We start from the raw sequence: 23,442 nt of genomic DNA on the forward strand, positions 1-23,442 counted from the left end.
TTCTTTAGATGGCGGTAGAATACCCTTAATTCAAGCCATATTCAGCAAAATTTGTATAAACATGACATTATCAAACAAACAAAAGCAGTTTTTAAAAGGTCAGGCACATAGCCTCAAGCCTGTAGTTTTACTAGGTTCTAACGGTTTAACCGAAGGCGTAGTAATGGAAATTCAAAGCGCATTAGAAATTCACGAATTGATTAAAGTTAAAGCTCCAACTGACGATCGTGAGACTAAAGCACTTATTTTTGAAGCTATCGTTCGTGAAACAGGTGCGACTAAGCTACAAACAATCGGTCATACTATCGTGCTTTACCGTCAAAGCGCTGAGAAAAAAATACATTTACCACGTAACTAAAATAGTATTTTATTTCGCATATAAAAAAACCAGCTAACGCTGGTTTTTTGTTCTAGGGGCTATTTAATCGCGGCGCGAGGTTTGTAACCTAGTGGGCTAAGTAAAAACCGAGCAACAAAGAGTTAATCGTCCCTAGAAAGAACCCAACGGGCAGCGCATTTATGCTGCGTTATCGCCTATTTATGGGGAATAACCACACTACATAGGCTCTGCCTTCCCTAAATACCAAACAGTCTGCTGCAAAATAAATCACGAAAGGTCAACATGCCCTAGACGTGTTAATCTTTGTGGATTGGAAAATTTAATTAATGGCTATTAGGGCCTAAAAGTTCATGGTTAAATCACTTACATCATATTTATGCGTCTCATTATTTTTATTTAATAAAAAGTAACGCGTAAAATCTGTTTCATGCATTGGCTCAACATTGTCACCTGAGAGTAACTCTGCAAGCTTAGGTGTAGTGTTACTGTGTCCAATTACAATCACAACCCCATCTAAATCAAGTAATGTATTTTGAAGTGTAATTAAATCACTTGCATTATATACCTCAGCTTTAATCTTAAAGTACTTTTCTAATGGCGCTACTGTTTGTAATGTGCGCTTGTAGTTGCTGCTAAACAACTGAACTTTACTATATTTTTCAAATAGACTAATCAAACTCTGCGCACGCTTTTCACCCTGTTCTGTTAGGCTAGGATTCTCCCCTGATGATTTTTCACTATGGCGGAATAAATAAATTTCATCCGGCGCTGCAAATACTGAATCACAGCTCAGTAACGCAAGTAAAAGTAGCATCATTATATTTTTAACATTCATATTTTTTGACCTCGTTTATACTCTAATAAGCGATTAATAAATTCCGTCGTCAGTTCATTTATTGCACCGGTTTCTGCGTTTATTATTAAACTGAAACCAACGTTTAAATGTGGAAAAACAACTAAGTCACTGCGATACCCTTGAACCCAACCACTGTGATAATAAAGTATTTCATCGGCATAATTATATATTCTCCACCCTAACCCATAGAATGTGCCCTCTAAATGCTTTTTCCATACGCGCCTATAGCGTTCTTTTTTTGTCAAAGTATAAGGACGAGTTTGAATTGCCAATGCATCAAGTGATAAAACTTCGGGATACTGACCTAATTGTGCTTTTAACCAAATAGCCATATCACTCGCACTTGCGTTAATGCCAGCTGCAGGCCCGACTTTATAATAATTTTTTTTAAGCTTGGTACTGTACCAACGTTTTTTTCCACGCACGTGCGGCAAGGCATAATTACGATCTTTTACCATTGCGTCATAGCCTAAGCTGGCGTCAGCCATTTTTAGGGGACTAAATATCGTGTCAGTTAACCAGCTAGTGTAGCTTCTGTCTGTGCTTTTTAAGATAACCTCATTAATTAAACTAAACATAACATTTTGATAGCCATAACAACGTCCAGGTTTACAGATTGGTTCAACATTTAGTAACTGCTGAACAATATCGGGGTAACTCATAGGCGATTCAATCAAATTGTCGTAAGCATTTGGAACCAAGCCGCTTGAATGGCTTAAAATATGAAACACTTTTAAATCGTTTTTATAATTCGTGTTTTTAAAATCAGGAATATATTCACTAATTGGACTATCTAATTTAAGTAGGCCCTCGGCGGCTAGTTGAGCAGCCAACGAGCCTGCAAACGTTTTAGATACAGATGCTAATCTAAAGCGGGTATGCGCGTTTACTTTTCTCCCGTTGGGTACTTTAGTTAAGCCCATAGTATGAATATAATCTCGGTTTTTTGTATTAACTATAGACAAGGCAGCACCAGGAATACCTTTGCTTTTTAGCTTTTTTTCTACGTAACGACCGTATTTTTTTACAAATGCATCCCAGTCAGGATCTGCTTTTGCTGCAAAGCCCACCGTGCTAAATAATAAACACACTGCGGCAAAGCAATACAGCAAAGGGTTAAGGTACTTCATTTTATAATTTTATCTTTTAACTTTATCTAGGCACATAATATCATGAAGTTTTGTTTGGACTAACGTACAATACGGCAATTATTATGCTTTAGTGGGTGTTTAGTTCTTATGCGTTTTTTAGTTGTATCACTTTTTATTTTTTTATCCGCTGGTTGTTCAATCACAAAGCAACCTGCTGAATCTTTAACCATGCCGTTAAAGCCAACTTTAAAAAGTCAAACATACCTGCTTGAGTATGAAACAGAGCACGCTTCTCCAAAAGTAAAGTCTGTTCAATTACCTGCTCATAAAATACAGTTTAATCAAACAGTTAAAATCGTATCAGATAAAGCAAGTATGACTGACACGTTATTGTCGCAAATAAGCCAAGCACTTAACGAAAAACAATTAAAAGTAACAACAAGAAACGATAGTGATTACATTCTTACAATTCAACAACTTGATTTAGCATTTAAAGACGATATTCAATACACACCAAGTAAACCAGAAAAAATATATTCTCTGTATAAAATGGTTGTTCAACAATACCCTACTCAACAATGCGCAGCGATTTTTGCAGAAGTAAGCATGCGGTTAACCCACAAACAGTCTGGTGACGTTGTGTGGTTTGCAAAATCATCAATAGACAGTGCAAGCTTTCACCAAGAGCCGCTAGCTTATAGCTTTAACGAAGAACAAAAAGTATCTAACGAGTTAGAAGTAGCTGCTTTTATCCACCAACAAAATACAGAGCAAGCGCGCCTTGCTCGAGTAGATAAAGAAATAGAAATACCCGATTATAAAATAATATCGAAGCTATCTAGCCTGACAAAAATAAGTGGACCATGTAATCGCACAGAAGTGAGCGCATTGACTCCCATGATGCAATTTTACTTAAGTAGTATATTAATAGATAAAATTAAAGTGCAGTAAAGCTCGGCTTTCACTACATTTTCTTACAGATTATGAAAGGCTATTAACAATATACTACGCTTTATAACAACTAATAATTAGGTCGAAAGATGAAACACTCTTTACTTAACCATACTTTATTTTACATAAGCTTATTTTGTAGCTGCATGTACAGCACTACAAGTATGGCAAGTAATCGCTACTACGCCGATAATACACTAGAGCCAACTCAAGGCTTTGCCTGGGATTGGAGTGCCGGTGGGGGCTATTATATTAAAGATTCATACTTAGTCGGTGTTGACTCCTACGCCGACGGTATAGAGATTGATTTAAGCCTTGCTATATCTTACGATAAATTCTATCTCGATTTTGACCATAACCAACTCAGTGGTGGCCTTGTAATAGGCTATAGCCTAGTTGATAAGTTTGATTGGGGATTAGATATTTTAGCCACAAATATTCAAGCAGGGTTTGATGAAAGAGGAATTGGCCTTTCCGACAATGATATAATCGATGAGTTACGTGGTATTAAAACACGTAACTATGACTTTGATACTGGTCTTAGATTAACTCGTCGCTTTGCTAATTCACAAATATCATTTGAATACCTTCATGATATTTCAAGCACCCACAATGGCTGGGTTATTAATACCTTTTTTAGTCACATTTTACCTTGGCGAAATTGGGAGTTTAGATCGGGTGTTGGACTAAGTGCATATTCTGCCAATTTTACTAACTATTATTTTGGCATAGATAAAGATGAAGCTTCAGCACTACGCCCTATTTATAAAACAAACGTTAGTGCCAGTCTTATTTTTGAATTTCATGCCGAGTACCCTATAAACCAAGATTGGGTTTTCTTAGCTGGTTGGCTTACTACATGGTTTTCAAAAGAAATTGATAACAGTCCTATCATTTCTCAAAGGTATCAACACAAAGCCAAGGTAGGCCTACGTTATGTATTTTAGATGGATTTGCATGCTCGCAATTTTTCCTACTGTTTTGTCTGCACAGACAGAAAGTGACCCTGCACCACTTATTGTAATTCCCGATACATGTGTCGCCTTACGTGAAGGGCGAAATTGCTATGCCGACGTCGTCATAACATGGCAGCAACCGACTATTGGCAACTACTGCTTACGTGATGCAACCTCTAAATATATTATGCAGTGTTGGCTAAAACAAAAACAAGGCACGCTTAATTACACCTTTGACTCAGAGCAAAGTATCTCGTTTGAGCTTTTTGACAGTAACACATCAAAAGTAATCTATACCAGCGAAGTTAAGCTACAGTGGGTATACCAAAACAGGCAAAAAAAGCGCCGCTGGCGACTATTTTAAACAACATATTAAGGATAGTTTATGGATAATTACGGTACTATTTTACTCGTTGAAGACGATGTATCGCTTGCTCAATGGGTCGCTGAGTATTTAACTGAGCAGGGTTACACCACCCATGTTTGCCACCGAGGTGATGAAGTAATAAGTAAAGTAAAAACCTTAAATCCAAATATTGTTCTACTCGATATTATGTTACCTGGGCAAGATGGCATCAGTGTATGCAGAGAGCTTCGTAGCTTTTATACTGCACCAATTATCATGCTTACCGCTCGAAACGAAGAAATGGATGAAGTAATAGGTTTAGAGGTCGGAGCAAGCGATTATATAATGAAGCCTGTTCGTCCACGTGCGCTTTTAGCACGGATCAAAGCGGCACTTCGCCAAAACAATGAACCTAATAAGCCAAAAACAAACAATAATATTGTTACTGTTGGTACGTTGAGTATTAACACCGAATCACGTAACGTAAAATTTAACGAGCAAGATATAAATATTTCGAGCGCCGAGTACTTATTACTGCACTACTTAGCGAGTAACGCAGGTCAAGTAGTGTCTCGCGATGCCGTTTTTAAAGCAACTAAAGGCAGGGAATACGACGGCCTTGATAGAAGTGTTGACGTGCTTATTTCTGCGCTTCGTAAAAAGTTTAACGACGACCCGCAAAATCCAGAAAAAATTAAAACCATCTGGGGACGAGGCTATTTACTCGTTACCACCGCGTGGTAATAAAATGATGCGTATATAGATGAAAACGTTTTATATCTCATTACTTGGCAGTGCACTTTTATCGATTGTAGCGTTAGGGTGGTTAATAGATACATTTAGCCAACAAACCCATACACCACAAGATGAGTTTGCAGTACAAAGTAAAATGATTACTGGTTTCAGTCAGCAGTTAACTCATATTGCCACTTCCGAACGTAAAGCTTATGTAAAACAACTTGCTGATGACTTTAATTTACTGCTTGATTATAAATTAAATGACTCACTTGCTCTGCCCCCTTCACTATTATTACAAATGCATAGACCTAATGGTTTGATTTTAGAAGATCAACAAGGCTTTTATATGCTTTATAGCAGCCAAACGTTAAGCCCCTATCATATTTCAATGCGGCTAGATAAACGCGCAAATAAAGAGCAGCGTAACGATATCGTACTGACTCTTCTTTTTTATACTGGGTTATGTGTTTTTATGGGTTTTATTATAGCCCCCCTAGCAAAACGCCTCACTGTTTTAAACGAAGCGGCTAAAAAGTTTGCATCAGGTAACGTGCAAGCCAGAATTAAAGTATCGTACTTTACTTATATTAAAGATGTAGAGCTTACTTTTAACCGGATGGCCAGCCAGATAGAAAAACTAGTTGCTGAAAATAAGCTTATGGCTTCGAGTCTTTCTCACGATATACGCACACCAATTGCCTGCTTAAGGTTTGGGCTCGACGCAGCATTAGACAGCCGCGAAGAACAAAAAATAAAGCAATACTTAGCCCGTATGGAAAATGATTTAGATCATATGGAATCAATGCTAAAAAGCTATTTAGCATTTTCAACACTTGAACAAAATGCTAATAAATTAACGTATTCATCCACTAATATTAAGCACTACCTTGAAAATATTTTAGTGCAGCTAGCCCCTAAATTAGAATCACAAATGCTCAATATTCAACTCAACAGTTCGAACGATACAATTAACGCCGACTTACACTGGCTCGCTCGCGCAATCACAAACTTATTAACCAATGCATGCGACTTTGCTGAACAACATATTTACCTCAGTGCACGCCTTGATGAGCAACAACTTGTTATTACTGTTGAGGACGATGGGCCTGGTATTGCTAAGGAAAACTTTAACAACGTATTCAGTCCATTTTTTAAAGAAGAAGCACACCGAAATCGTGCAGATAAAAGTTATGGCCTTGGTTTAGCTATTGTGGCTAAAGTTGCCGATTGGCATCACGGTAATATTCAAGTCAGTACCAGCAAACAACTTGGAGGCGCCTGCTTTACTCTTACTATTGATCAACATTATAAAACGCAAAGTATTAGTTAAGTGCTGTGCCTAATGACTTTTAAATCAAATCGGTAATTTATAAAACTCGGTAATACTAATTAAAATTCACGGTTATAACACACTGCTCACTCAATAAATTGCGCAAGATCAGCAATAAGCACTTTTTATTTTTTTACATTTCCAGTAGATTGTCAGCGCCGTCACAAAATAGAGAAGTACAAGAATATGAGCGCAATTAGAGGCGAGTTTAGCTCTCGCTTTGGTTTCATTATGGCCGCTGCGGGTTCTGCCGTTGGTTTAGGCAATATTTGGGGTTTTCCCACACAAACAGCCAGTAATGGCGGTGCAGCGTTTTTAGTTGCATATTTAGTATTGGCATTTTTTTTAGCCTACCCTGCATTAATGGCAGAGCTAATGATTGGTCGACACGGCCAAGCAAATGCTGTTTCATCACTTGCAAAAATATCAAATAAACCTTGGCAAAAGCACTTTGCTTTTATTGTCGGCTTTGGCGGTATTTTATGTGCAGGCTTTATACTTAGCTTTTATGCCATCGTTGCAGGCTGGATGCTCAGCGCGACGATAGAGCCAGTCACAACATTAGTTGGCGCATCATCGGCTTCAACGTGGTTAAGTGAACAATCACTTACCCGCAATATCATATTTACTATCGTGTTTATTCTATTAACAGTGGCGATTATTAGCCGTGGTGTCGAAAATGGCATTGAAAAGTGGTCAAAACGTTTAATGCCTGCACTTTTAGGAATTTTATTTTCGCTAATAGCTTACGTAATGACTCAAGATGGTGCAGTTGAGGGCTTAAAAGCGTACCTTGTTCCTGATTTTTCGTCTATTTTTGACGCTAAATTATTAGTTAGCGCATTAGGCCAGGCCTTTTTCTCATTATCACTGGGCACCAGTGTTATGATTATTTATGGCTCTTATATCAGTAAAAAAGAAAATTTAGTTTCACTTGGGGCTTATGTAACGCTTATAGACGTATTCATTGCCTTTGTCGCAGGCTTACTTATTATTCCGGCTATGTACGTTGCACAAGCACAAGGGGTTGAGATTTTCTCTTCGACAACAGGTGAGCTGCTCTCAGAGGACACGTTAGTATTTCAAGTACTGCCAGCGCTTTTTGATGGTATGGGTGACATGGGTTTATTTGTAGGTTTTGCATTTTTTGCGCTAATGAGTATTGCAGCACTAACATCGTCTATTTCAATGCTTGAAGCGCCCGTATCGTATACCGTAGAGCGATTTGCACTTAAGCGGGTACAAGCAACATGGCTAATTGGTGCATTAATTGCTGTAGTTAGTATTACTATAGTCTGTAATCTAGAGAGCTTATTTGGTTTAGTAATTACACTTACAACCAAAGTTGCTCAGCCTTTACTTGGTCTGATGTGCTGTATATTTGTAGGCTGGATCTGGTATAGAGGCTCGTTGCTTAAAGCAATTCAGCAAGGTAATCCAGAAGTACATAACACATTATTCTGGAAAATATGGCCTTGGTACACTAAGTTCGTATGCCCGCTCGCTATAGGCATGGTATTTTTGCACTCACTGCTAAGCTAAATACCTCGAAAATACGCTATAAAAATAAACCATCCGTAATTAGCATGCTAATTACGGATCTCATATTAAAACCACGAGAATTCAAATTAAAAGCCGGTGAGTTTTAATAAAAAACAGATATAAAAATGCTTAAATAGCATCCTCATCTTCTTCAGCAGTTCGAATACGAACAACACGTTCTACATCAGTGACAAATATCTTTCCGTCGCCGATTTTTCCTGTTTGTGCTGTTTTAACAATAACGTCTATAGCACGCTCTACATCGTCATCCGCTAAAATAATATCTAGTTTTACCTTAGGTAAAAAATCAACCATATACTCAGCACCACGATACAATTCGGTATGCCCTTTCTGACGCCCAAAGCCTTTAACTTCACTCACCGTCATTCCGTTGATACCGACTTCCGATAGCGCTTCACGCACATCATCTAATTTAAAAGGTTTGATGATTGCTTCAATTTTTTTCATATTCATTATTTTCCAAAGCTTTAATTACCTCGATTTTAGACAATCATTATCTTCATAGCAAACAAAGCAATTGAATTGCGGTGATAAAACAATCAGCCGTGATATAATTTTCACTATAACAACAACTACACTATCGCAGTAAGTGAGATTAATATGAAAAATAAGAAACATGGCTTTACCCTATTAGAGCTAATGGTTACGGTTGCGATTGTGGGGATTGTCGCTTCAATTGCGCTTTGGAGCAGCAGTAACATGCTAGAAGAGAACCGCGCTGAGAATTTTTTGTTAGAATTAAAGAGGAATGTTAGCTATGCGCGCTCTCAAGCAGCCAGTTCCGATGAAATTGTCATTGTTTGCCCAGTACAGTTCAATGCCCTAAAAAGAAACGATCAACAATTATCATGTAGGAGTAATTGGGATAAAAATAAAATAATCATTGTTTTTATCGATAAAATCAATTCAAAAGAAGACCGTGATAAAAATAAAGTTAGCTACAATTCACCCGGAGATAGCTTACTGCGTGTAATGGAAAAAATTGGACCAAACGATAAGCTAAAATATACAGGAAACGAAAGTATGTTGCGATTTAATACAAGTGGCCGAATTACCACTAAGCCGGGTGATTTCGTATATTGCCCAAATAGTGGTAGCGGTAGCGAGAACGTAAAAGCGTTGACTATAACTCAGTCGGGCACCGCCTTTTATCTTGGTGATAGCGAAAATAAATGCGGTTAAAAAACAGCCAAACATACTTGTCATATTGTTATCATTTACTACACTAAAATAATGTTTTGCACTAACGAGAACTTCAAGGATGAGGTATATCACACTTTCACACAACGTTGTTGGAATGACCCTTTTAGAAATAATGGTATGCATAACTATTTTTGCAATAATTGGCCACCTTACCCTGTCTTTTTCCCCTGATTTTTTAGCCTTAAATCGTGCAAGTAACCAAATGAACTTATTACATCGTAACATTAACTATGCAAGGCTATATGCCATAGATAATGGAACATACGTTACATTGTGCGCGCTAAAAAATAATGAGTGTGTGGTAGATTATTGGGATGATCAGGTATCACTATTTATTGATAGTGATAAGTCTACATCGCTAAATGACGAAGAATTACTATTAAGTACGTTTGAGCATACTCACCATGCAGATAGTCTTGAATACCCAAGAAATGCGATTACATTTAGACCTGATGGCTCATTAAATGGTTTTCAAAACGGTACTTTTATCTACTGCCCAAACAATGATAAAGCAAATCTGGAAGGACTTGCTTTATCAATAAGCCAAACAGGAAGAATTAGAATTAAATCAACGAATAAATGCCAGAAAAAATAAGCTACCTTCCCCAGCAATAATTAATATCTGAATTGCCTTTTTTACCCTTAGCGCCTTTGAGCCCGACATCAGTAATGGACAATTCTTTACAGTCTGCATCATCTTTTACCACTCCTGCAATTGGTTTTGCTGTTATAGTAAATGTCGTTTTTTCTGTGTTTAATTCTATTGATAACTCGAAGTGTTTGTTTTCAGTTTTATTTTCAATACCTAAATCTGAGAATGTTTTAGTATATTCACGATTATCAACAAAAAACTGCTCTTCTTTGTTTGCTGCATCCAATAAAGCAGCGGCAGCTTCTGCTCTAGATGCGCGCTTTACGTATTCGGTATAATTAGGTAGCGCTATAGAAGCTAATATACCAACAATAGCAACGGCTACCATAAGTTCAATGAGTGTAAATCCACTCTGCTTTTTTAGCATTTGTATATCCTTAGTTCTTAATTTCATCATTTTCTTCACGTTTATAAATATAAGTTTGGAAAACCTCAAGCCCTAAAGTCACTTGATTTCCTGAAGCATCCTCTTCATCGACTAGCTTTATTTTGCCATCAACAACCACCAAATCAGGCCCTTGTATTTTAATCGGCTTCATCGGATTATCTCCATCTTTTCTTAATGGACCCGGAAAATAAAATTGGCTTTCTAGGGTAACGTCAACACTAGGGTCGCTATCACATTTGCCATCAGCATTGCTATCAACACAAGAGGGTGATTCACCAAAGAAGAGTTGAGGGGTATCTGGCACATCATAACTCGTTGCAAATTTTAACTCGTCATAAACTTTAGTCCCATAATGCAAATGAAAAGCATATAAAGAGCCCCCACCGCCACTGAGTGAACATTGATTTTCAGTTGATGTTTTTGACTCAGGTGTAAAAGAGGTAAAGTAAGCAACGCCACCAACCACAGTTGAAGCTGCTAGGGACTTTTCACCGATTCCAAGCTCATATCGCCAGCCTTTAAAATCAGCTAAGTCAGCTTCTAACTCAATAAACTTATCTACATCATCCAATGCATTTCCAAATGGGTCACTATTCATTTGCATCAAATCTGCTGGCTTAATACTATCTGGTGCTTTAGTTTTATATGATTTTGTAAGTGTATTTTCATCTCGGATCATAAATAGCTGATCTTTTTCATTCGTATCAGTTGGCTTTGAACGATTACCACTTCCAATCACTACCGCATCATAGGGTGTATCAAGGCGAGTGACTGTTTTTTTACCGTTGATTGTCGTTTCTGTAACCTTACTAAACATAGTTCTTGCCACTAATGGTTGGTAAAAAAAACGCCTATCTTCTGTTGCCTTGCTACTACCTAATTCAGCTAGTTTAAAGTGGCTAAACTCATCTACATCTGTTCCTGGCATATCTATACGCCATATATTACCACCTGTGTCTGCCGCATAAATCCTATCAATATAACCATCATAATCAGAGTCAAGTGTTGTTACATCAGCGGCAATACTGTGCTTACCTGTAAAACCATTTTTGTCTGGAGTCAAGGCCCATACAAGAGTCCCTTCTTTCGCATCCACAATAAAAACACCTCGCCCGATATCATCCTCACTACGTATAGCGGCATCTTTATTGGTGTCGTACCCTGCACCAAAAACTAATAATGGCTTATCACCAAAAGCTTTAATATAGGCAATTTTTGGTTTAGACCATGTTTGAGCAAGTTCCTTAAAGTCTCCTTTGCCGCCTTCTATTGGCTTATCCCATAATTTTTCAGGCTTATTTGGAGATGTTATATTCAACGCATAGTAATTTTTCCCTCCACGGCGCATTCCAGCAAAAGCCCAAACCTCATTACCTTTTTTAGCATCTATAATGCCATCGTTTATACCATCGTTATTTAAATCTTTATTATTAAAATAAACACTAATCGGCCCATCCATACCATACACTTTGGTCTCAGCCTGATTATTGCGTAATGGCTTAATTATGTCGTATAGATCAGAGGGAATAAATGCCCAGCTTTCGCTCACTGTATTACCACTATCTTTAAACATATGTAAAAAGCCAGCATTAGTGCCAATAAGTATACGAATATCATCATTGCCATAATCAATGGCAACAGGTTTCGAGTGCAGTGGATCGCCAAAAATATCTAAACGCTGATCGTTTGATGAGCCGTCTTTATCTTCATCGTCTACATCTACCCCCATAGCCCATTTTATGTCTGAACTTGCTAAGCTAAGGGGATTATCAGTAACTAAATCAAGTATGTCGCCTACAACTGATGTGTTAAAACTGACTATTTTTCCCTCTTTATCAGTATATAAATTTCGACTAGTCGTATTTAGTGTCGTTAAATGAAGATTAACGCCACCTTGCGCGACGGCATTACCATCGGCAGGATCTCCACTGGGGAGCCAAAATGTTTTGGCCCCTTTATCAATTAAACCATTATTATCTAGCGCTTGTTTACTTGCTGAATCTATAATTGTACTGCCAGAGACTTCTAGTTTCTTTAAGTTCCCTCGCCATCGAGCACCTGTTTCCGGATAAAACATGGCAAAATAAATCGCGTTACGACTCCTCGTTTGATCTACATTGTTACTCGCGACCGATGGAGATGAAAAACTATCATTAACCTCTCGAATCCGTGAAATTGTATTTTTTAAAGCATCTGATAATTGCGTTGCAGTATTTGCATGCAAATATTGACCACCACCATAAGACGCTGTATCAGAGAGTAAATTTTTACCTGAATTACTCATCCCTGTCCCAAAGCCTATCGGATAGACTCTACCAATATCATGCACTGTTTTTGTGTTTGTATATAAATCAATCTCAACATCTTTAGTACCATGAATAACTTTAGCTAATGCCGTTAAATAGCTATTACTCACAACGGGTCCATTACCGGAAAAATAGCTTTTATGTAATTCATTTATGTCGCTGTTTCGATTTGCATCTTCAGATGGGTCACCATCTGTCATTAAGATTATGTTTACACTGTTATCACAGCGTAATGGCTCACCAGATACTGGCTTAAAAGGTGACTGATATACCCCGAAAGATTCTGCAGTAAAATCACGAGAATTAGTGTTAGTCCCATAGTAAACACGCTGCCCTGTGATATACAAATACGCCTCCCACAAGGTTTCAGTTAATGGTGTAGAGCCACTTGCCGGCAATGCATTAATTTGGTTTAACAAAAATGCCTTTCCAGAACCAATTCTGGCTAAAACATAGCCACCATTATTGCCATTAAAACGCATTAAACCAAAATCAATGTCATCATTATCATTGACTAATTGCTTAATGGCATTTTGTGCAACTTTTAAACGACTATCCTGACACGAAGCCCGCAAAGAGCCATTCACTCTTTTGTAGCATTGCTGATTTCGGTTATATATGGACTTGCTTTCAAAGCACTCTATCTGAGAATAGTTCCTGTCATAACACCTATCTCCATCTGTTACATCCCACGCCATGCTGCCGGATGTATCAAAAATCATTAAAACACGTGGCTTTTCATCCGTCTCAACGTTGTGATTTACATATAGCTCTATATCTTCGGCAATGACCGATAAACTTACAATTGAACAAAGGAATGAGGCAAACACTTTCTTAAATTTCATTTTAAATCCGCTCACTTAATTAACTACCTGTTGTGCCATTCCAGTTACTATTGTTAACTGGTGCTTGCTTTTTGAGCCATATTCAATAGTCGTCGTAACTTGTAGTATATTGCATGAAATACCGGTAGTTGCTGCATTACTTCGCAGGCAAGTTAAATTTTGAACCCCCTGATTTAAATTAGTCATTGTGCTTTTCATACCGTCATGGTTCGCTATATCTTTTGCTGAAATGAAAGTATCGGCTTCACCTTCTTTAACTACTTTTGTTATCGTTTCCTCAGGGCTTAATAAAAAACTACTCTTACCGCCTTTTTTTATTTCAGTAAAAATTACGCGCTGTATCTCTCCAATTAACTTATTCTCTGCTACTTCTCTTTCTTGTGCCGCATTTGTAATTTTCACATCAATACTGCTGCTACTCATTAATGTTACTGCAATACCCGTTACAGCAATAACCATGATCAGCGCTGTTATAAGCACCACTCCTTGCTGTTTTACCGAGGTGTTTTTTAAATTCGCCATGAATTTCCTCCAACATTATTCAAACGAATCGTTGTCGTGAATACGGTACGTCTAAAGTTATCAGTGAATTTTAATTCACGTTTATTTGCATCTTCACCCAAGGTATAGGTTTGATTTTTAACCTTAAGACCGGCATCCGGCTGTAGTGCTCTGATCAATAAAAACATCTGCACCGTTAATATCCTTCTGCGGGTTTCCCAATCACTCGGGGTCATATCGTTAATGCTTCTGTAAGTATCCACACGATTGTCGCCTGTAGTGTCCAAACCAAAAACAAAACGCATATTTTCAACCCCTTCCATAATTGTTTCTGTTTTCATAGCATCATTAACTAAGCGACTTCGCATTAAAGCAGGTACTGTTAAACTTTTGTTATTTACTTTATAGGTTTGCTTCGCAAGATAATAAACATGGTGGCTATAAGGCCAAACAGTTGCACTAACATTTAATGTTCCAGGAGCTATAATTCCACGAACATATTGGGCTTTTTCTTGCTCTGCAATAAAATAGTTTTCGTCATCTTGTGTATTGTTATTTCCAGGTTCGATTATAATTTGCTTACCCTGTAAAAACTTTATTTGTAGAATATCACTCCCTTTAATCGGATTTTTTACACAGTTAAGCTCGGTTCCTGAGTCGGCTTTTTTTGCATAAATAGATCTAAAGTTACTCCCGCTTGAAAAATCTGGAAAACTTCCATTATTTACCCCTTCAAAGCAGTCACCACCAGGGGCAGATAAAGTCTCAGTGTTTTTTGCTGCGAATGAGTCTTCGTAAAAAGTTCCCCAAAAGCCAACTTGTTCTATATCACGCTGCATTATATTTATTGCTAGACGACCAGTCTCTTGAAGCTCGCCTATGGTCATTGTGTCTTTCGTCGTGACTTTCATGCCAATATACGTAAACATAACGCCACCTAAGATCAGCACACCGATAAAAAGTGAAATCATCATTTCTAAAAGCGTAAAGCCTCGTTGATACATACTAACTCCTAATATAAATGTAGCTGGTTAAAACGACTAGACGGCGTTTCTTATCCGCTGCACCACACTTAACGTTGCTTGTTTGTGTGTTTGCTTTAAATTCTTGTCGGCCTTGCCACGATACAATGACCTCTAAATTAAATGCCTTACTACCTGCTGGTGTTAAGTTTATGCATACTGTTGCACCATCTAGTGAGCCCGTATTTTCACGCGCTCGAATAGCACGTTTCCACTGCTCTATATTAAGTAAAGCTATTTGAGCTGCACTACACGAGCCTTCAAAACACGTGGTTGATGAATTAGTTGCTGTTTTACTCGTAAAGGACTGTTTATAAAGAGTCGCTAATTGGGGGCTGTCGTTAACGCGAATTCGCTGGACTATATCATTACCGAGTGCAATAGCAGCAGCACGCTGCATAGAGTCAAAGCTGGCTTGTTTTGCTTTCGCTTGCAGTGCAACGGCACCTAATAAACCAAAACTAAGAATAATAAATGCAATAAGCACTTCAATAAGTGTGAAACCTTTTTGCAATTTAAACTGGTACGATTGCATAGTAAAACCAAGTAAAGTTATCTAATTGTAAGTTTATGCAATTTATAGGTAGATTCAAGTAGCACTACGACAGACGGTTATATTTGTTGATAAACGGTTAGGGCCTGCTTATCTTGCGAAATTAATTTGCAGCAGACTGTTTGATATTTAACCTGAACTCTGGTTAAGATATTTACTAATATATTGAATCATGGTGATATTTAAATTTATTTTCTCTAGCCAGAGATTTTCAGTGAAACAAGGCGAAATTACGTGTCAATAGCGGGCCTATTGCAAGTAAATTCAATGCAGTTAGTGCTGAAAAAGCTGCTTGAGATAGATTTATTATCCAGAGTTCAGGTTATTTAGAGTGCATCCTTAACGGCTCTTAATTCACGGCGGCTAACGGGAAGTAATTCATCACAACCTTGTAATTGAATAACATGGTGTCCATTGCTTTGGCTATGTAAAGCGATAATCTTGCTTCTGTTTACCAAGGTGTTGCGATGAATACGTAAAATGAAAGTTTGGTATAACGCTTCGAGCTGCTTTAAGCTTTGCTCAATAAGTGCGTCACCCTCTTCGAATACTATTTTTGTATATTTTTCTTCCGCACTAAAATAAAAAATTGATTTCATTTCAATACTTTTAAGCGTACCTGCTAGCTGATAGCTAATTTTATTCATGTGCTGCTTTTGTACCTGTACTCTAGTTAAGCGCCCTAACTGCTCTATTGCTTTTTGTAAGCTTTGCTCTGATATTGGTTTTACTAAATAACCCGCAGCATTTAATCCAATAGCATCTAATGCATGCTCTGGATGCGCCGTGGTAAATATAATTGCAGGAGGAACAGCCGAAAAATTCAATTCTTTAGCAACCTCTAACCCACTCATTCCAGGCATATCAACGTCTAAAAAAACTAAATCAGGTATCTGTTTTTTAGCTAATTGTAACGCTTCTCGGCCATTACTTGCCTCCCCTAATAACCTTATCGTTTGGCTATTAGTAAGTAAGCGCTTTAAGCGTACCCGAGCAAGGGGCTCATCATCAACAATGAGTATATTCATGAAATATTCTCAACACGTTTAGGGATCACAACTTTCACCCTAAATACGCCATGGTTATTAGCTATTGTTAGTTGTGCTTTATTTTTATAATAAATATTTAATCGCTGGCGAATATTATCAAGTGCCATGCCGTTATTAGCTCTTTTTTTAGTTTCACTCACCGTTATTGGGTTAGAAACAATAATAGTTAAATAGCCAGTAGTAACATGCAGCTCAACATTAATAACAGCCCCACTTTCGCTCGTTTCTACACCATAGTAAACCGCGTTTTCAATTAAAGGCTGCAATGTTAAGCACGGAATTAAAAGTGCTGGCAACTCATTTGGTATGTGCCAATCAACTTGTAAACGAGTACCGAAACGCCACATTTCGAGTGCAATGTATTGCTTACTCAACGCAATTTCATCTTCTAAAGATACATTTTGCCCTGAGCGCATTGCGGCTTGCGATAATGCTGCTAACGCCAAAATAGCCTGTTCAGCAGCTTGTGCATCTTGATGAGTCAGTTCTGCGGCTGTATTTAAGCTATTGTATAAAAAATGAGGGCGAATACGCGCTTGGAGTGCATCGAGTTCGGCGCGAGAAAGCGCTTTTGTTTGCTGTTCATTTTCAAAGTAAAGTAGTAAAAATTGTACAAATAATGCCGTAAGCAAAAAAACAATAATGCAATTTCGAAGAGTAAAAAACACCAGTTGTTCTCTATTTTCTATATCAAAAGCAAAGTATGAAAACAGTATGCTAAATGCAATCGTACTTACTATAAAAGTGATAAAAAAATACGCTAATTGAAAAAAATGAGTGTGTTTTTGTAAAAAGAGCCGACATAAATATAAAGAAGAAGTGCTGACTAAAACAATTAAATGGATAAATAAACTGATAACCCCGAGGCGTTGCCATATATCCCCATCGGTATTGGGTGAAAACGCCAGTACAATAGCAATAACTTGAGACACAATAAGCGAAGCTAAAACGCCTCGCTCATTAAAAAGAGCCGAAAAAAGCAATGCACCCGATTGAAGCGACTTGCTCATAACGACTCTCCTTTAATCTAAATTTTTAAATTAACGCAGCTCTACTGGCACAGCAAATACAATATTCTCTATTTCACCTGGATTCTCAACAACCTGTTTACCACCAAGCTCTTTTAATCGGTTAATTACCTGTTGTACGAGCACTTCTGGCGCCGATGCACCGGCAGTGACTCCCACTGATTTAGCATCTACAACCCACTGGGCTTGCACATCAGTGGCATCATCAATCAAATAAGCAACCGTACCCATTTTATCTGCAAGCTCACGCAAGCGATTTGAGTTAGAGCTGTTTTTAGCCCCTACGACTAATAACACGTCAACTTTGTCTGCTAAATCACGCACTGCATCTTGTCGATTCTGTGTTGCATAACAAATATCATCTTTACGCGGTCCATCAATAGATGGAAATTTAGTACGAAGCGTATCAATGACATCCGCAGTATCATCTACTGATAACGTTGTTTGACTGCAGTAAAAAAGATTGTCTGCATTTTTTACATTTAATGACAGAACATCTTCCACTGTTTCAACTAGGTAAATACCTCCGGCTGAGTTATCGTATTGTCCCATTGTACCCTCTACCTCAGGGTGCCCATGATGACCTATCAAAATACACTCAATACCTTTGCGGCTAGCGCGCGTAACTTCCATATGTACTTTAGTTACAAGCGGACACGTTGCATCAAATACTTTTAAATCACGGCGTTTAGCCTCAGACCGAACAGCTTGCGATACGCCATGTGCGCTAAAAATAACAATGCTATCGTCAGGTACTTGATCAAGTTCTTCAACAAATACTGCACCACGGCTTTTTAGCCCGTCAACCACATAACGGTTATGCACTACTTCGTGGCGAACATAAATCGGTTTTTCAAAAATATCTAAAGCGCGCTCAACAATACTAATAGCACGGTCAACACCAGCGCAAAAGCCTCGAGGATTAGCTAATAATATTTCCATTAACCTTCTACCTCAATAATATCTACTTCAAACGTTAAACGCTGACCCGCTAAAGGATGATTAAAATCAATCGTTACCGACTCACCTTGCACTTCGCGAACTAAACCTGGGAGTTCAGTCCCATCAGGTTGTGTAAACGCAATAATTGCACCTACTTTAGCTGGTGTTTCTGGGCCAAATTTACTACGGTCAACGTAGTAAATATTATCTGGGTTTGGCTGACCAAACGCATCTTCAGGTTCTAGTTCAAAGGTTTTGCTTTCGCCTGCAGTTAAACCTAATAAACACTTTTCGAAGTTTGCCGTTAAGCTACCGTCACCCATTACTAATTTAGCTGGCTTGTTATGTACCTTAGTAGAATCAGCGGCAGAGCCATCTTCTAATTTAATAGAAAAATGGAAGATAACTTGCGAGTTTTCACCAATTACAGCTTGGCTCATGCTTTATGCTCCTTCGGACTCTCACCGGTAAAGGCGTCAAATAACAATAATGCTGCACCAATACAAATAGCGCAATCGGCAATATTGAATACAGGAAAATGTGAGTCTTTATAAAATACGTGAATAAAGTCGATTACATAACCATAGGCAATACGATCATATAAATTACCAATAGCACCTGCAAGTACTAGCGCATAAGCACCGCACAGCACTTTATTTGTTGCAGGGAGTCGCTTTAACCACCACACAAGCAAAGCACTAATAGCGATTGCAATGCCACTTAAAAACCAGCGCTGCCAACCACCCGCATCACTTAAAAAGCTATAAGCGGCACCATAGTTATGAACATAGGTAATACTAAAAACAGGCAGTAAATTTATCGACTCTTGATAAGTCATAGTATTTACAACAAGTGTTTTACTGGCAAAGTCTATTACTAATAGTAATAGACTTAACCAAAGCCACACTAAACCACTTTTTTGGGCTAGTTTGCTCACTAAAAATAACTCCTAAGCGAATTGACGCTTTTCGCCTTCGCCATCGACATTGCTTACACAACGACCACAAATTTCAGGATGAGCTGGCTCAACACCTACATCTTCGCTGTAATGCCAACAACGCTCACATTTAGCAGCATCTGTTGCAGCAACACTAATAAATAAGCCTTCAATTTCGGTGGCTTGTGTATCCGCAGGCTGGCTATCAACTTCAGTTACATTTACAGCTGATGTTAACAATACAAAGCGCAGTTCATCGCCAAGCGCATTTAATTTAGCGGCAAGCTCTTTACCCGTAAATAAATTAACCGTTGCCTGAAGCGTTGCACCAATGACTTCTTCTTTACGTGCAGCTTCTAATAAGCGGTTTACTTCGTCGCGCACGGTTAAAATCTCTAACCAATCATCGTTACTAAATTGGCTATTTGTTGGCGCTTGTAAGCCATCGTACCAAACTGATGTAAATACGTAGTCACTACGTTCACCCGGTAATGCTTCCCAAATTTCTTGTGCGGTAAAGCTCATAATAGGTGCCATCCAACGCGTCATTGCTTCTGCAATATGATAAAGCGCTGTTTGACAAGAACGACGTGCATGGCTGTCACTCTTGGCTGTGTACTGGCGGTCTTTAATTACGTCTAAGTAGAACGAGCCAAGCTCACCCGTACAGAAGTTCATTAGCTTTTGCGTTACTAATAGCATTTGGTAGCTATCGTAAGCGGCTAAAATCTCGTCTTGCAACTGAGCTGCGCGGCCAACAATCCACTTATCAAGCTCAACCATGTCATTAATAGCCACTTGATCTGTTTTTGGATCAAAACCATTTAAGTTAGCTAGCAAGTAACGGCTGGTGTTACGAATACGGCGGTAACGATCGGCTGAGCGTTTAAATATTTCATCCGACACAGTCATTTCTGCCGTGTAATCGGTAGAAGCCACCCATAAACGAAGAATGTCGGCACCTAGTTTATTCATCACATTTTGTGGTGAAATAACATTGCCTAGTGACTTAGACATCTTGCGGCCGTTTTCATCAACTGTAAAACCATGAGTCAATACTTGGCGGTATGGCGCATGACCATTAATAGCCACTGATGTCATCATTGATGACATAAACCAACCACGGTGCTGATCAGACCCTTCAAGGTATAAATCAGCGGGACCCACTAAGTCTTCACGGGCATCTACTACACAAGCGTGCGATACACCTGAGTCAAACCATACATCTAGCGTATCTTGCACTTTCATGTATTGCTTAGCATCTTCTTCACCAAGTAATGTAGCTGGTTCTAAATCGTACCATGCTTGAATACCAGATTTTTCAACAAGCGCTGCTGCTTGTGAAATTAGCTCTTGTGTATTTGGGTGAAGTGCACCGGTGTCTTTATCAACAAACAAGGCAATGGGTACGCCCCAAGTACGCTGGCGAGAAATACACCAATCTGGGCGGCTTTCAACCATGTTAGAAATACGGCTTTCGCCCCACTCTGGTAACCACTGCGTGTTTTTAATTTCTTTTAATGAATCTTGACGCAAGTTAGCCTGATCCATACTTACAAACCATTGTGGTGTAGCACGGAAAATAATAGGGGTTTTATGACGCCAGCAATGTGGGTAACTATGCGTAAGCGCATGATGATGCATAAGCGCACCACGCTCTTTTAATACTTCAATTACGCTCGCATTCGCTTTAAATACATGCTGACCTGCAAAAAGCTCGGTATCTGGTAAATAAACACCATTTGCACCAACAGGGTTAGCTACTTCAAGGTTGTAATTTAAACCAGCCACGAAATCTTCTTGGCCATGACCTGGGGCAGTATGTACAACGCCAGTACCTGAATCAGTCGTTACGTGTTCTGCTACAATTACCGGTACATTAAAATCATAAAAAGGATGCGCAACTTGTAAGTTTTCAAGCGCAGCACCTTTTACATAACCTAATACGTGAAAGTGATTAAAGCCAAAGCGGTCCATTGCATCTTTAACAAGCTCAGAGCCTAAAATTAGACGTTGTTGTACGCCTTCATCTTCAACTTGTACTAATGCATATTCTAAATCGGCGTGTACAGCTACGGCACGGTTTGCAGGAAGCGTCCACGGTGTGGTTGTCCAAATAACAGTACCAACACTGCCCTCACCTTTATGGCCTTCAAGCAAATCAAATGCGCTAACAACAGCATTTTGATCAACAAAAGTAAATCGTACATCAATCGCTGGTGATTGCTTATCTTGGTATTCAACTTCAGCTTCTGCTAATGCTGAACCACAATCTGTACACCAATGCACAGGCTTAGCACCTTTATGCAAATGACCTTTTTCAATAATACGACCAAGTACACGAATTGCATTCGCTTCAAAGTCAAAGTTCATTGTTAAGTAAGGCTTATCCCAATCTGCAAATACGCCTAAACGTTTAAAATCAACTTTTTGACCTTCAACTTGTTTTTTAGCGTAAGCACGGCATTTTTCACGAAACTCGCTCGCGGTTACTTTTACGCCCGGCTTGCCTACTTTTTTCTCAACCATTAACTCGATTGGTAAACCATGACAATCCCAACCAGGAACTAATGGTGAATCAAAGTCAGATAATGTTTTAGACTTAACAATAATGTCTTTTAATATTTTATTTACTGAGTGGCCTAAATGGATATCGCCATTTGCATACGGAGGGCCGTCATGCAAAATAAAGGTCTTTTTACCTTTCTTAGCGCTGCGAATTTGACCGTACAGGTCGTCTTCATACCATGCTTTAAGCATTTTTGGTTCACGTTGTGCCAAATTGCCACGCATTGGAAACGGTGTTTCCGGTAAGTTCAAAGTATGTTTATAGTCGCTCATTTATCCTACATTCCGTCTCTATCGGCTACCTGATTTAAACCAAAACACTGCTTAGCGGCAGCAACATCGGTTGCTATTTGTGCCGTTAATTGTGTTAATGTCTCGAATTTTTTTTCATTGCGAAGTTTTTTTATTAACTCCACATGCATAAATTGTCCGTAAATATCTTGCGCAAAATCAAAAAGATGAACTTCTAATAATGCGCGCGTTCCATTAAATGTGGGCTTATTACCTACATTTGCAACGCCAAAAATTTGTTTTTCTGCAATCGTTGCTTGTACAGCAAACACCCCATTAACGGGACACACTTGGCGTTTTAGCGCAATGTTTGCGGTTCTAAAACCAAGCTCTCGCCCTCTTTTCCAGCCATGTATAACACGTCCAGAAATAGCATAATCGTGGCCAAGCATTACTTTTGCACTGGCTAAATCGCCTGATGCTAAAGCATCTCGTATTAAAGTGCTGCTCACTCTAGCATTTAACTGGCGAAAACTCGCGGTGCTTTTTACATCCATGCCCGCTTGTTTTCCCATGCTAGCAAGTAAAGCAAAGTTACCTTGGCGCTGTTTACCAAACTTAAAATCATCGCCAACAGTGAGCGCTTTAACACCTAACTTTTTAATCAAAATATCGCTAACAAATTGCTCAGCGTGCATATTTGCAAACTGCTGAGTAAAGCTAATGCAAATAACTCTCTCAATGCCTAATTCACTTAGCAAACGTAGCTTATCTCGTAAGCGCGTTAAGCGTGCAGGTGCATTGTTTTTGGCAAAAAACTCTTGTGGCTGAGGCTCAAACAGCATTACAGTGCTAGGCAAGCTATGCGCTTTAGCATCAGTAAGTAAACCTTTTAATACTTCAGCGTGGCCTAAATGAACACCGTCAAAATTACCAATAGTTAACACACAACCAAAATGGTGTGGGCGAATATTGTGTATACCTCTAATTAACTCCATGCCACCTGATGCCTTGTTTAGCGAGTTATTAATTACGACTAAAAAATA

The 23,442-nt window shown here is 38.7% G+C and carries 24 protein-coding genes; 9 read left to right on the forward strand and 15 right to left on the reverse strand.

Annotated features, from left to right (window positions below):
• Window positions 1-61 precede the first annotated feature (61 nt).
• Window positions 62-358 carry a ribosome assembly RNA-binding protein YhbY gene (gene yhbY / locus PALI_RS10180; RefSeq protein ID WP_077538615.1) on the forward strand — a complete coding sequence of 99 codons (297 nt, stop codon included), beginning with the start codon at window positions 62-64 and terminating at the stop codon, window positions 356-358.
• Window positions 359-680: 322 nt separating this feature from the next.
• On the opposite strand, the gene PALI_RS10185 is transcribed toward yhbY, so the two are convergent.
• Both PALI_RS10185 and PALI_RS10190 read right to left on the reverse strand, forming a co-directional pair.
• Window positions 681-1,175, reverse strand: a complete 495-nt coding sequence (locus PALI_RS10185) for a SixA phosphatase family protein (RefSeq protein ID WP_193155756.1) — start codon at window positions 1,173-1,175, stop codon at window positions 681-683.
• Window positions 1,172-2,326, reverse strand: a complete 1,155-nt coding sequence (locus PALI_RS10190; protein ID WP_193155757.1) for a serine hydrolase domain-containing protein — start codon at window positions 2,324-2,326, stop codon at window positions 1,172-1,174. Before PALI_RS10190 ends, PALI_RS10185 begins: the two co-directional genes overlap by 4 nt.
• 108 nt (window positions 2,327-2,434) lie before the next feature.
• Here PALI_RS10190 and PALI_RS10195 point away from each other — a divergent pair, with 108 nt between their 5' ends.
• The 6 genes from PALI_RS10195 (at window position 2,435) to PALI_RS10220 (ending at window position 8,150) form a co-directional block, all read left to right on the forward strand.
• Window positions 2,435-3,238 (forward strand): hypothetical protein, encoded by an 804-nt coding sequence (locus PALI_RS10195; protein WP_193155758.1) that lies wholly within the window; start codon window positions 2,435-2,437, stop codon window positions 3,236-3,238.
• A gap of 89 nt (window positions 3,239-3,327) precedes the next feature.
• A complete protein-coding gene (locus PALI_RS10200; protein ID WP_193155759.1) occupies window positions 3,328-4,185 on the forward strand; it encodes a MipA/OmpV family protein in 858 nt (285 codons plus the stop codon).
• Complete coding sequence (locus tag PALI_RS10205; protein ID WP_193155760.1) at window positions 4,175-4,558, forward strand: DUF3019 domain-containing protein; 384 nt, start codon at window positions 4,175-4,177, stop codon at window positions 4,556-4,558. Before PALI_RS10200 ends, PALI_RS10205 begins: the two co-directional genes overlap by 11 nt.
• A gap of 21 nt (window positions 4,559-4,579) precedes the next feature.
• On the forward strand, window positions 4,580-5,284 hold the full coding sequence (locus PALI_RS10210; protein WP_077538627.1) for a response regulator transcription factor: 705 nt from the start codon (window positions 4,580-4,582) through the stop codon (window positions 5,282-5,284).
• A gap of 19 nt (window positions 5,285-5,303) precedes the next feature.
• On the forward strand, window positions 5,304-6,608 hold the full coding sequence (locus PALI_RS10215) for a sensor histidine kinase (protein WP_193155761.1): 1,305 nt from the start codon (window positions 5,304-5,306) through the stop codon (window positions 6,606-6,608).
• A gap of 186 nt (window positions 6,609-6,794) precedes the next feature.
• Entirely contained in the window at window positions 6,795-8,150 is a 1,356-nt protein-coding gene (locus PALI_RS10220; protein ID WP_193155762.1) for a sodium-dependent transporter, read from the forward strand.
• Window positions 8,151-8,279: 129 nt separating this feature from the next.
• Here PALI_RS10220 and glnB read toward each other — a convergent pair whose 3' ends face one another.
• On the reverse strand, window positions 8,280-8,618 hold the full coding sequence (gene glnB / locus PALI_RS10225) for a nitrogen regulatory protein P-II (protein ID WP_077539086.1): 339 nt from the start codon (window positions 8,616-8,618) through the stop codon (window positions 8,280-8,282).
• Window positions 8,619-8,771: 153 nt separating this feature from the next.
• On the opposite strand from glnB, the gene PALI_RS10230 reads away from it, so the two are divergent.
• A complete protein-coding gene (locus PALI_RS10230) occupies window positions 8,772-9,353 on the forward strand; it encodes a GspH/FimT family pseudopilin (protein WP_193155763.1) in 582 nt (193 codons plus the stop codon).
• A gap of 79 nt (window positions 9,354-9,432) precedes the next feature.
• Entirely contained in the window at window positions 9,433-9,969 is a 537-nt protein-coding gene (locus tag PALI_RS10235) for a GspH/FimT family pseudopilin (RefSeq protein ID WP_193155764.1), read from the forward strand.
• A 1-nt stretch (window position 9,970) separates the two neighbouring features.
• Here PALI_RS10235 and PALI_RS10240 read toward each other — a convergent pair whose 3' ends face one another.
• The 12 genes from PALI_RS10240 to ribF form a co-directional block, all read right to left on the reverse strand.
• Complete coding sequence (locus PALI_RS10240) at window positions 9,971-10,393, reverse strand: type IV pilin protein (RefSeq protein ID WP_193155918.1); 423 nt, start codon at window positions 10,391-10,393, stop codon at window positions 9,971-9,973.
• A gap of 10 nt (window positions 10,394-10,403) precedes the next feature.
• Entirely contained in the window at window positions 10,404-13,565 is a 3,162-nt protein-coding gene (locus tag PALI_RS10245) for a pilus assembly protein (protein ID WP_193155765.1), read from the reverse strand.
• Between the two features lie 15 nt (window positions 13,566-13,580).
• Window positions 13,581-14,087, reverse strand: a complete 507-nt coding sequence (locus tag PALI_RS10250) for a pilus assembly PilX family protein (RefSeq protein WP_193155766.1) — start codon at window positions 14,085-14,087, stop codon at window positions 13,581-13,583.
• Complete coding sequence (locus tag PALI_RS10255) at window positions 14,075-15,070, reverse strand: PilW family protein (RefSeq protein WP_193155767.1); 996 nt, start codon at window positions 15,068-15,070, stop codon at window positions 14,075-14,077. The genes PALI_RS10250 and PALI_RS10255 overlap by 13 nt, the downstream gene beginning before the upstream one ends.
• Window position 15,071: 1 nt before the next feature.
• Window positions 15,072-15,623, reverse strand: coding sequence for a type IV pilus modification protein PilV (gene pilV, locus PALI_RS10260; RefSeq protein ID WP_193155768.1), 552 nt, complete (start codon window positions 15,621-15,623; stop codon window positions 15,072-15,074).
• A 344-nt stretch (window positions 15,624-15,967) separates the two neighbouring features.
• Window positions 15,968-16,669 carry a LytR/AlgR family response regulator transcription factor gene (locus PALI_RS10265; RefSeq protein WP_193155769.1) on the reverse strand — a complete coding sequence of 234 codons (702 nt, stop codon included), beginning with the start codon at window positions 16,667-16,669 and terminating at the stop codon, window positions 15,968-15,970.
• Window positions 16,666-17,700 (reverse strand): sensor histidine kinase, encoded by a 1,035-nt coding sequence (locus PALI_RS10270; RefSeq protein ID WP_193155770.1) that lies wholly within the window; start codon window positions 17,698-17,700, stop codon window positions 16,666-16,668. Before PALI_RS10270 ends, PALI_RS10265 begins: the two co-directional genes overlap by 4 nt.
• A 30-nt stretch (window positions 17,701-17,730) precedes the next feature.
• The gene (gene ispH, locus PALI_RS10275; RefSeq protein ID WP_193155771.1) at window positions 17,731-18,660 is read right to left on the reverse strand and encodes a 4-hydroxy-3-methylbut-2-enyl diphosphate reductase; all 930 of its coding nucleotides are present in this window, start codon (window positions 18,658-18,660) and stop codon (window positions 17,731-17,733) included.
• Entirely contained in the window at window positions 18,660-19,100 is a 441-nt protein-coding gene (fkpB, locus tag PALI_RS10280; protein WP_077538652.1) for an FKBP-type peptidyl-prolyl cis-trans isomerase, read from the reverse strand. Before fkpB ends, ispH begins: the two co-directional genes overlap by 1 nt.
• Window positions 19,097-19,597, reverse strand: coding sequence for a signal peptidase II (gene lspA / locus PALI_RS10285; RefSeq protein ID WP_193155772.1), 501 nt, complete (start codon window positions 19,595-19,597; stop codon window positions 19,097-19,099). Before lspA ends, fkpB begins: the two co-directional genes overlap by 4 nt.
• A 12-nt stretch (window positions 19,598-19,609) precedes the next feature.
• Window positions 19,610-22,438: an isoleucine--tRNA ligase gene (gene ileS, locus PALI_RS10290; RefSeq protein WP_193155773.1), complete on the reverse strand. Its 2,829-nt coding sequence runs from the start codon at window positions 22,436-22,438 to the stop codon at window positions 19,610-19,612.
• 5 nt (window positions 22,439-22,443) lie between these two features.
• Entirely contained in the window at window positions 22,444-23,394 is a 951-nt protein-coding gene (gene ribF, locus PALI_RS10295) for a bifunctional riboflavin kinase/FAD synthetase (protein WP_193155774.1), read from the reverse strand.
• Window positions 23,395-23,442: the final 48 nt, after the last annotated feature.

The organism is Pseudoalteromonas aliena SW19 (assembly GCF_014905615.1).
In the GTDB taxonomy this organism is placed as follows: Bacteria; Pseudomonadota; Gammaproteobacteria; order Enterobacterales; family Alteromonadaceae; genus Pseudoalteromonas; species Pseudoalteromonas aliena.

Bases quoted from the DNA above. Each gene is read 5' to 3' on its own strand.
- PALI_RS10205 (WP_193155760.1), top strand. From the start codon at position 4,175: ATGTATTTTAGATGGATTTGCATGCTCGCAATTTTTCCTACTGTTTTG.
- PALI_RS10240 (WP_193155918.1), bottom strand. From the start codon at position 10,393: ATGCTAAAAAAGCAGAGTGGATTTACACTCATTGAACTTATGGTAGCC.
- PALI_RS10215 (WP_193155761.1), top strand. From the start codon at position 5,304: ATGAAAACGTTTTATATCTCATTACTTGGCAGTGCACTTTTATCGATT.
- PALI_RS10235 (WP_193155764.1), top strand. From the start codon at position 9,433: ATGAGGTATATCACACTTTCACACAACGTTGTTGGAATGACCCTTTTA.
- PALI_RS10255 (WP_193155767.1), bottom strand. From the start codon at position 15,070: ATGTATCAACGAGGCTTTACGCTTTTAGAAATGATGATTTCACTTTTT.
- PALI_RS10210 (WP_077538627.1), top strand. From the start codon at position 4,580: ATGGATAATTACGGTACTATTTTACTCGTTGAAGACGATGTATCGCTT.
- PALI_RS10195 (WP_193155758.1), top strand. From the start codon at position 2,435: ATGCGTTTTTTAGTTGTATCACTTTTTATTTTTTTATCCGCTGGTTGT.
- PALI_RS10200 (WP_193155759.1), top strand. From the start codon at position 3,328: ATGAAACACTCTTTACTTAACCATACTTTATTTTACATAAGCTTATTT.
- ribF (WP_193155774.1), bottom strand. From the start codon at position 23,394: ATGGAGTTAATTAGAGGTATACACAATATTCGCCCACACCATTTTGGT.
- ispH (WP_193155771.1), bottom strand. From the start codon at position 18,660: ATGGAAATATTATTAGCTAATCCTCGAGGCTTTTGCGCTGGTGTTGAC.
- PALI_RS10220 (WP_193155762.1), top strand. From the start codon at position 6,795: ATGAGCGCAATTAGAGGCGAGTTTAGCTCTCGCTTTGGTTTCATTATG.
- PALI_RS10245 (WP_193155765.1), bottom strand. From the start codon at position 13,565: ATGAAATTTAAGAAAGTGTTTGCCTCATTCCTTTGTTCAATTGTAAGT.
- PALI_RS10270 (WP_193155770.1), bottom strand. From the start codon at position 17,700: ATGAGCAAGTCGCTTCAATCGGGTGCATTGCTTTTTTCGGCTCTTTTT.
- ileS (WP_193155773.1), bottom strand. From the start codon at position 22,438: ATGAGCGACTATAAACATACTTTGAACTTACCGGAAACACCGTTTCCA.
- fkpB (WP_077538652.1), bottom strand. From the start codon at position 19,100: ATGAGCCAAGCTGTAATTGGTGAAAACTCGCAAGTTATCTTCCATTTT.
- PALI_RS10230 (WP_193155763.1), top strand. From the start codon at position 8,772: ATGAAAAATAAGAAACATGGCTTTACCCTATTAGAGCTAATGGTTACG.
- glnB (WP_077539086.1), bottom strand. From the start codon at position 8,618: ATGAAAAAAATTGAAGCAATCATCAAACCTTTTAAATTAGATGATGTG.
- pilV (WP_193155768.1), bottom strand. From the start codon at position 15,623: ATGCAATCGTACCAGTTTAAATTGCAAAAAGGTTTCACACTTATTGAA.
- PALI_RS10265 (WP_193155769.1), bottom strand. From the start codon at position 16,669: ATGAATATACTCATTGTTGATGATGAGCCCCTTGCTCGGGTACGCTTA.
- yhbY (WP_077538615.1), top strand. From the start codon at position 62: ATGACATTATCAAACAAACAAAAGCAGTTTTTAAAAGGTCAGGCACAT.
- PALI_RS10190 (WP_193155757.1), bottom strand. From the start codon at position 2,326: ATGAAGTACCTTAACCCTTTGCTGTATTGCTTTGCCGCAGTGTGTTTA.
- PALI_RS10185 (WP_193155756.1), bottom strand. From the start codon at position 1,175: ATGAATGTTAAAAATATAATGATGCTACTTTTACTTGCGTTACTGAGC.
- PALI_RS10250 (WP_193155766.1), bottom strand. From the start codon at position 14,087: ATGGCGAATTTAAAAAACACCTCGGTAAAACAGCAAGGAGTGGTGCTT.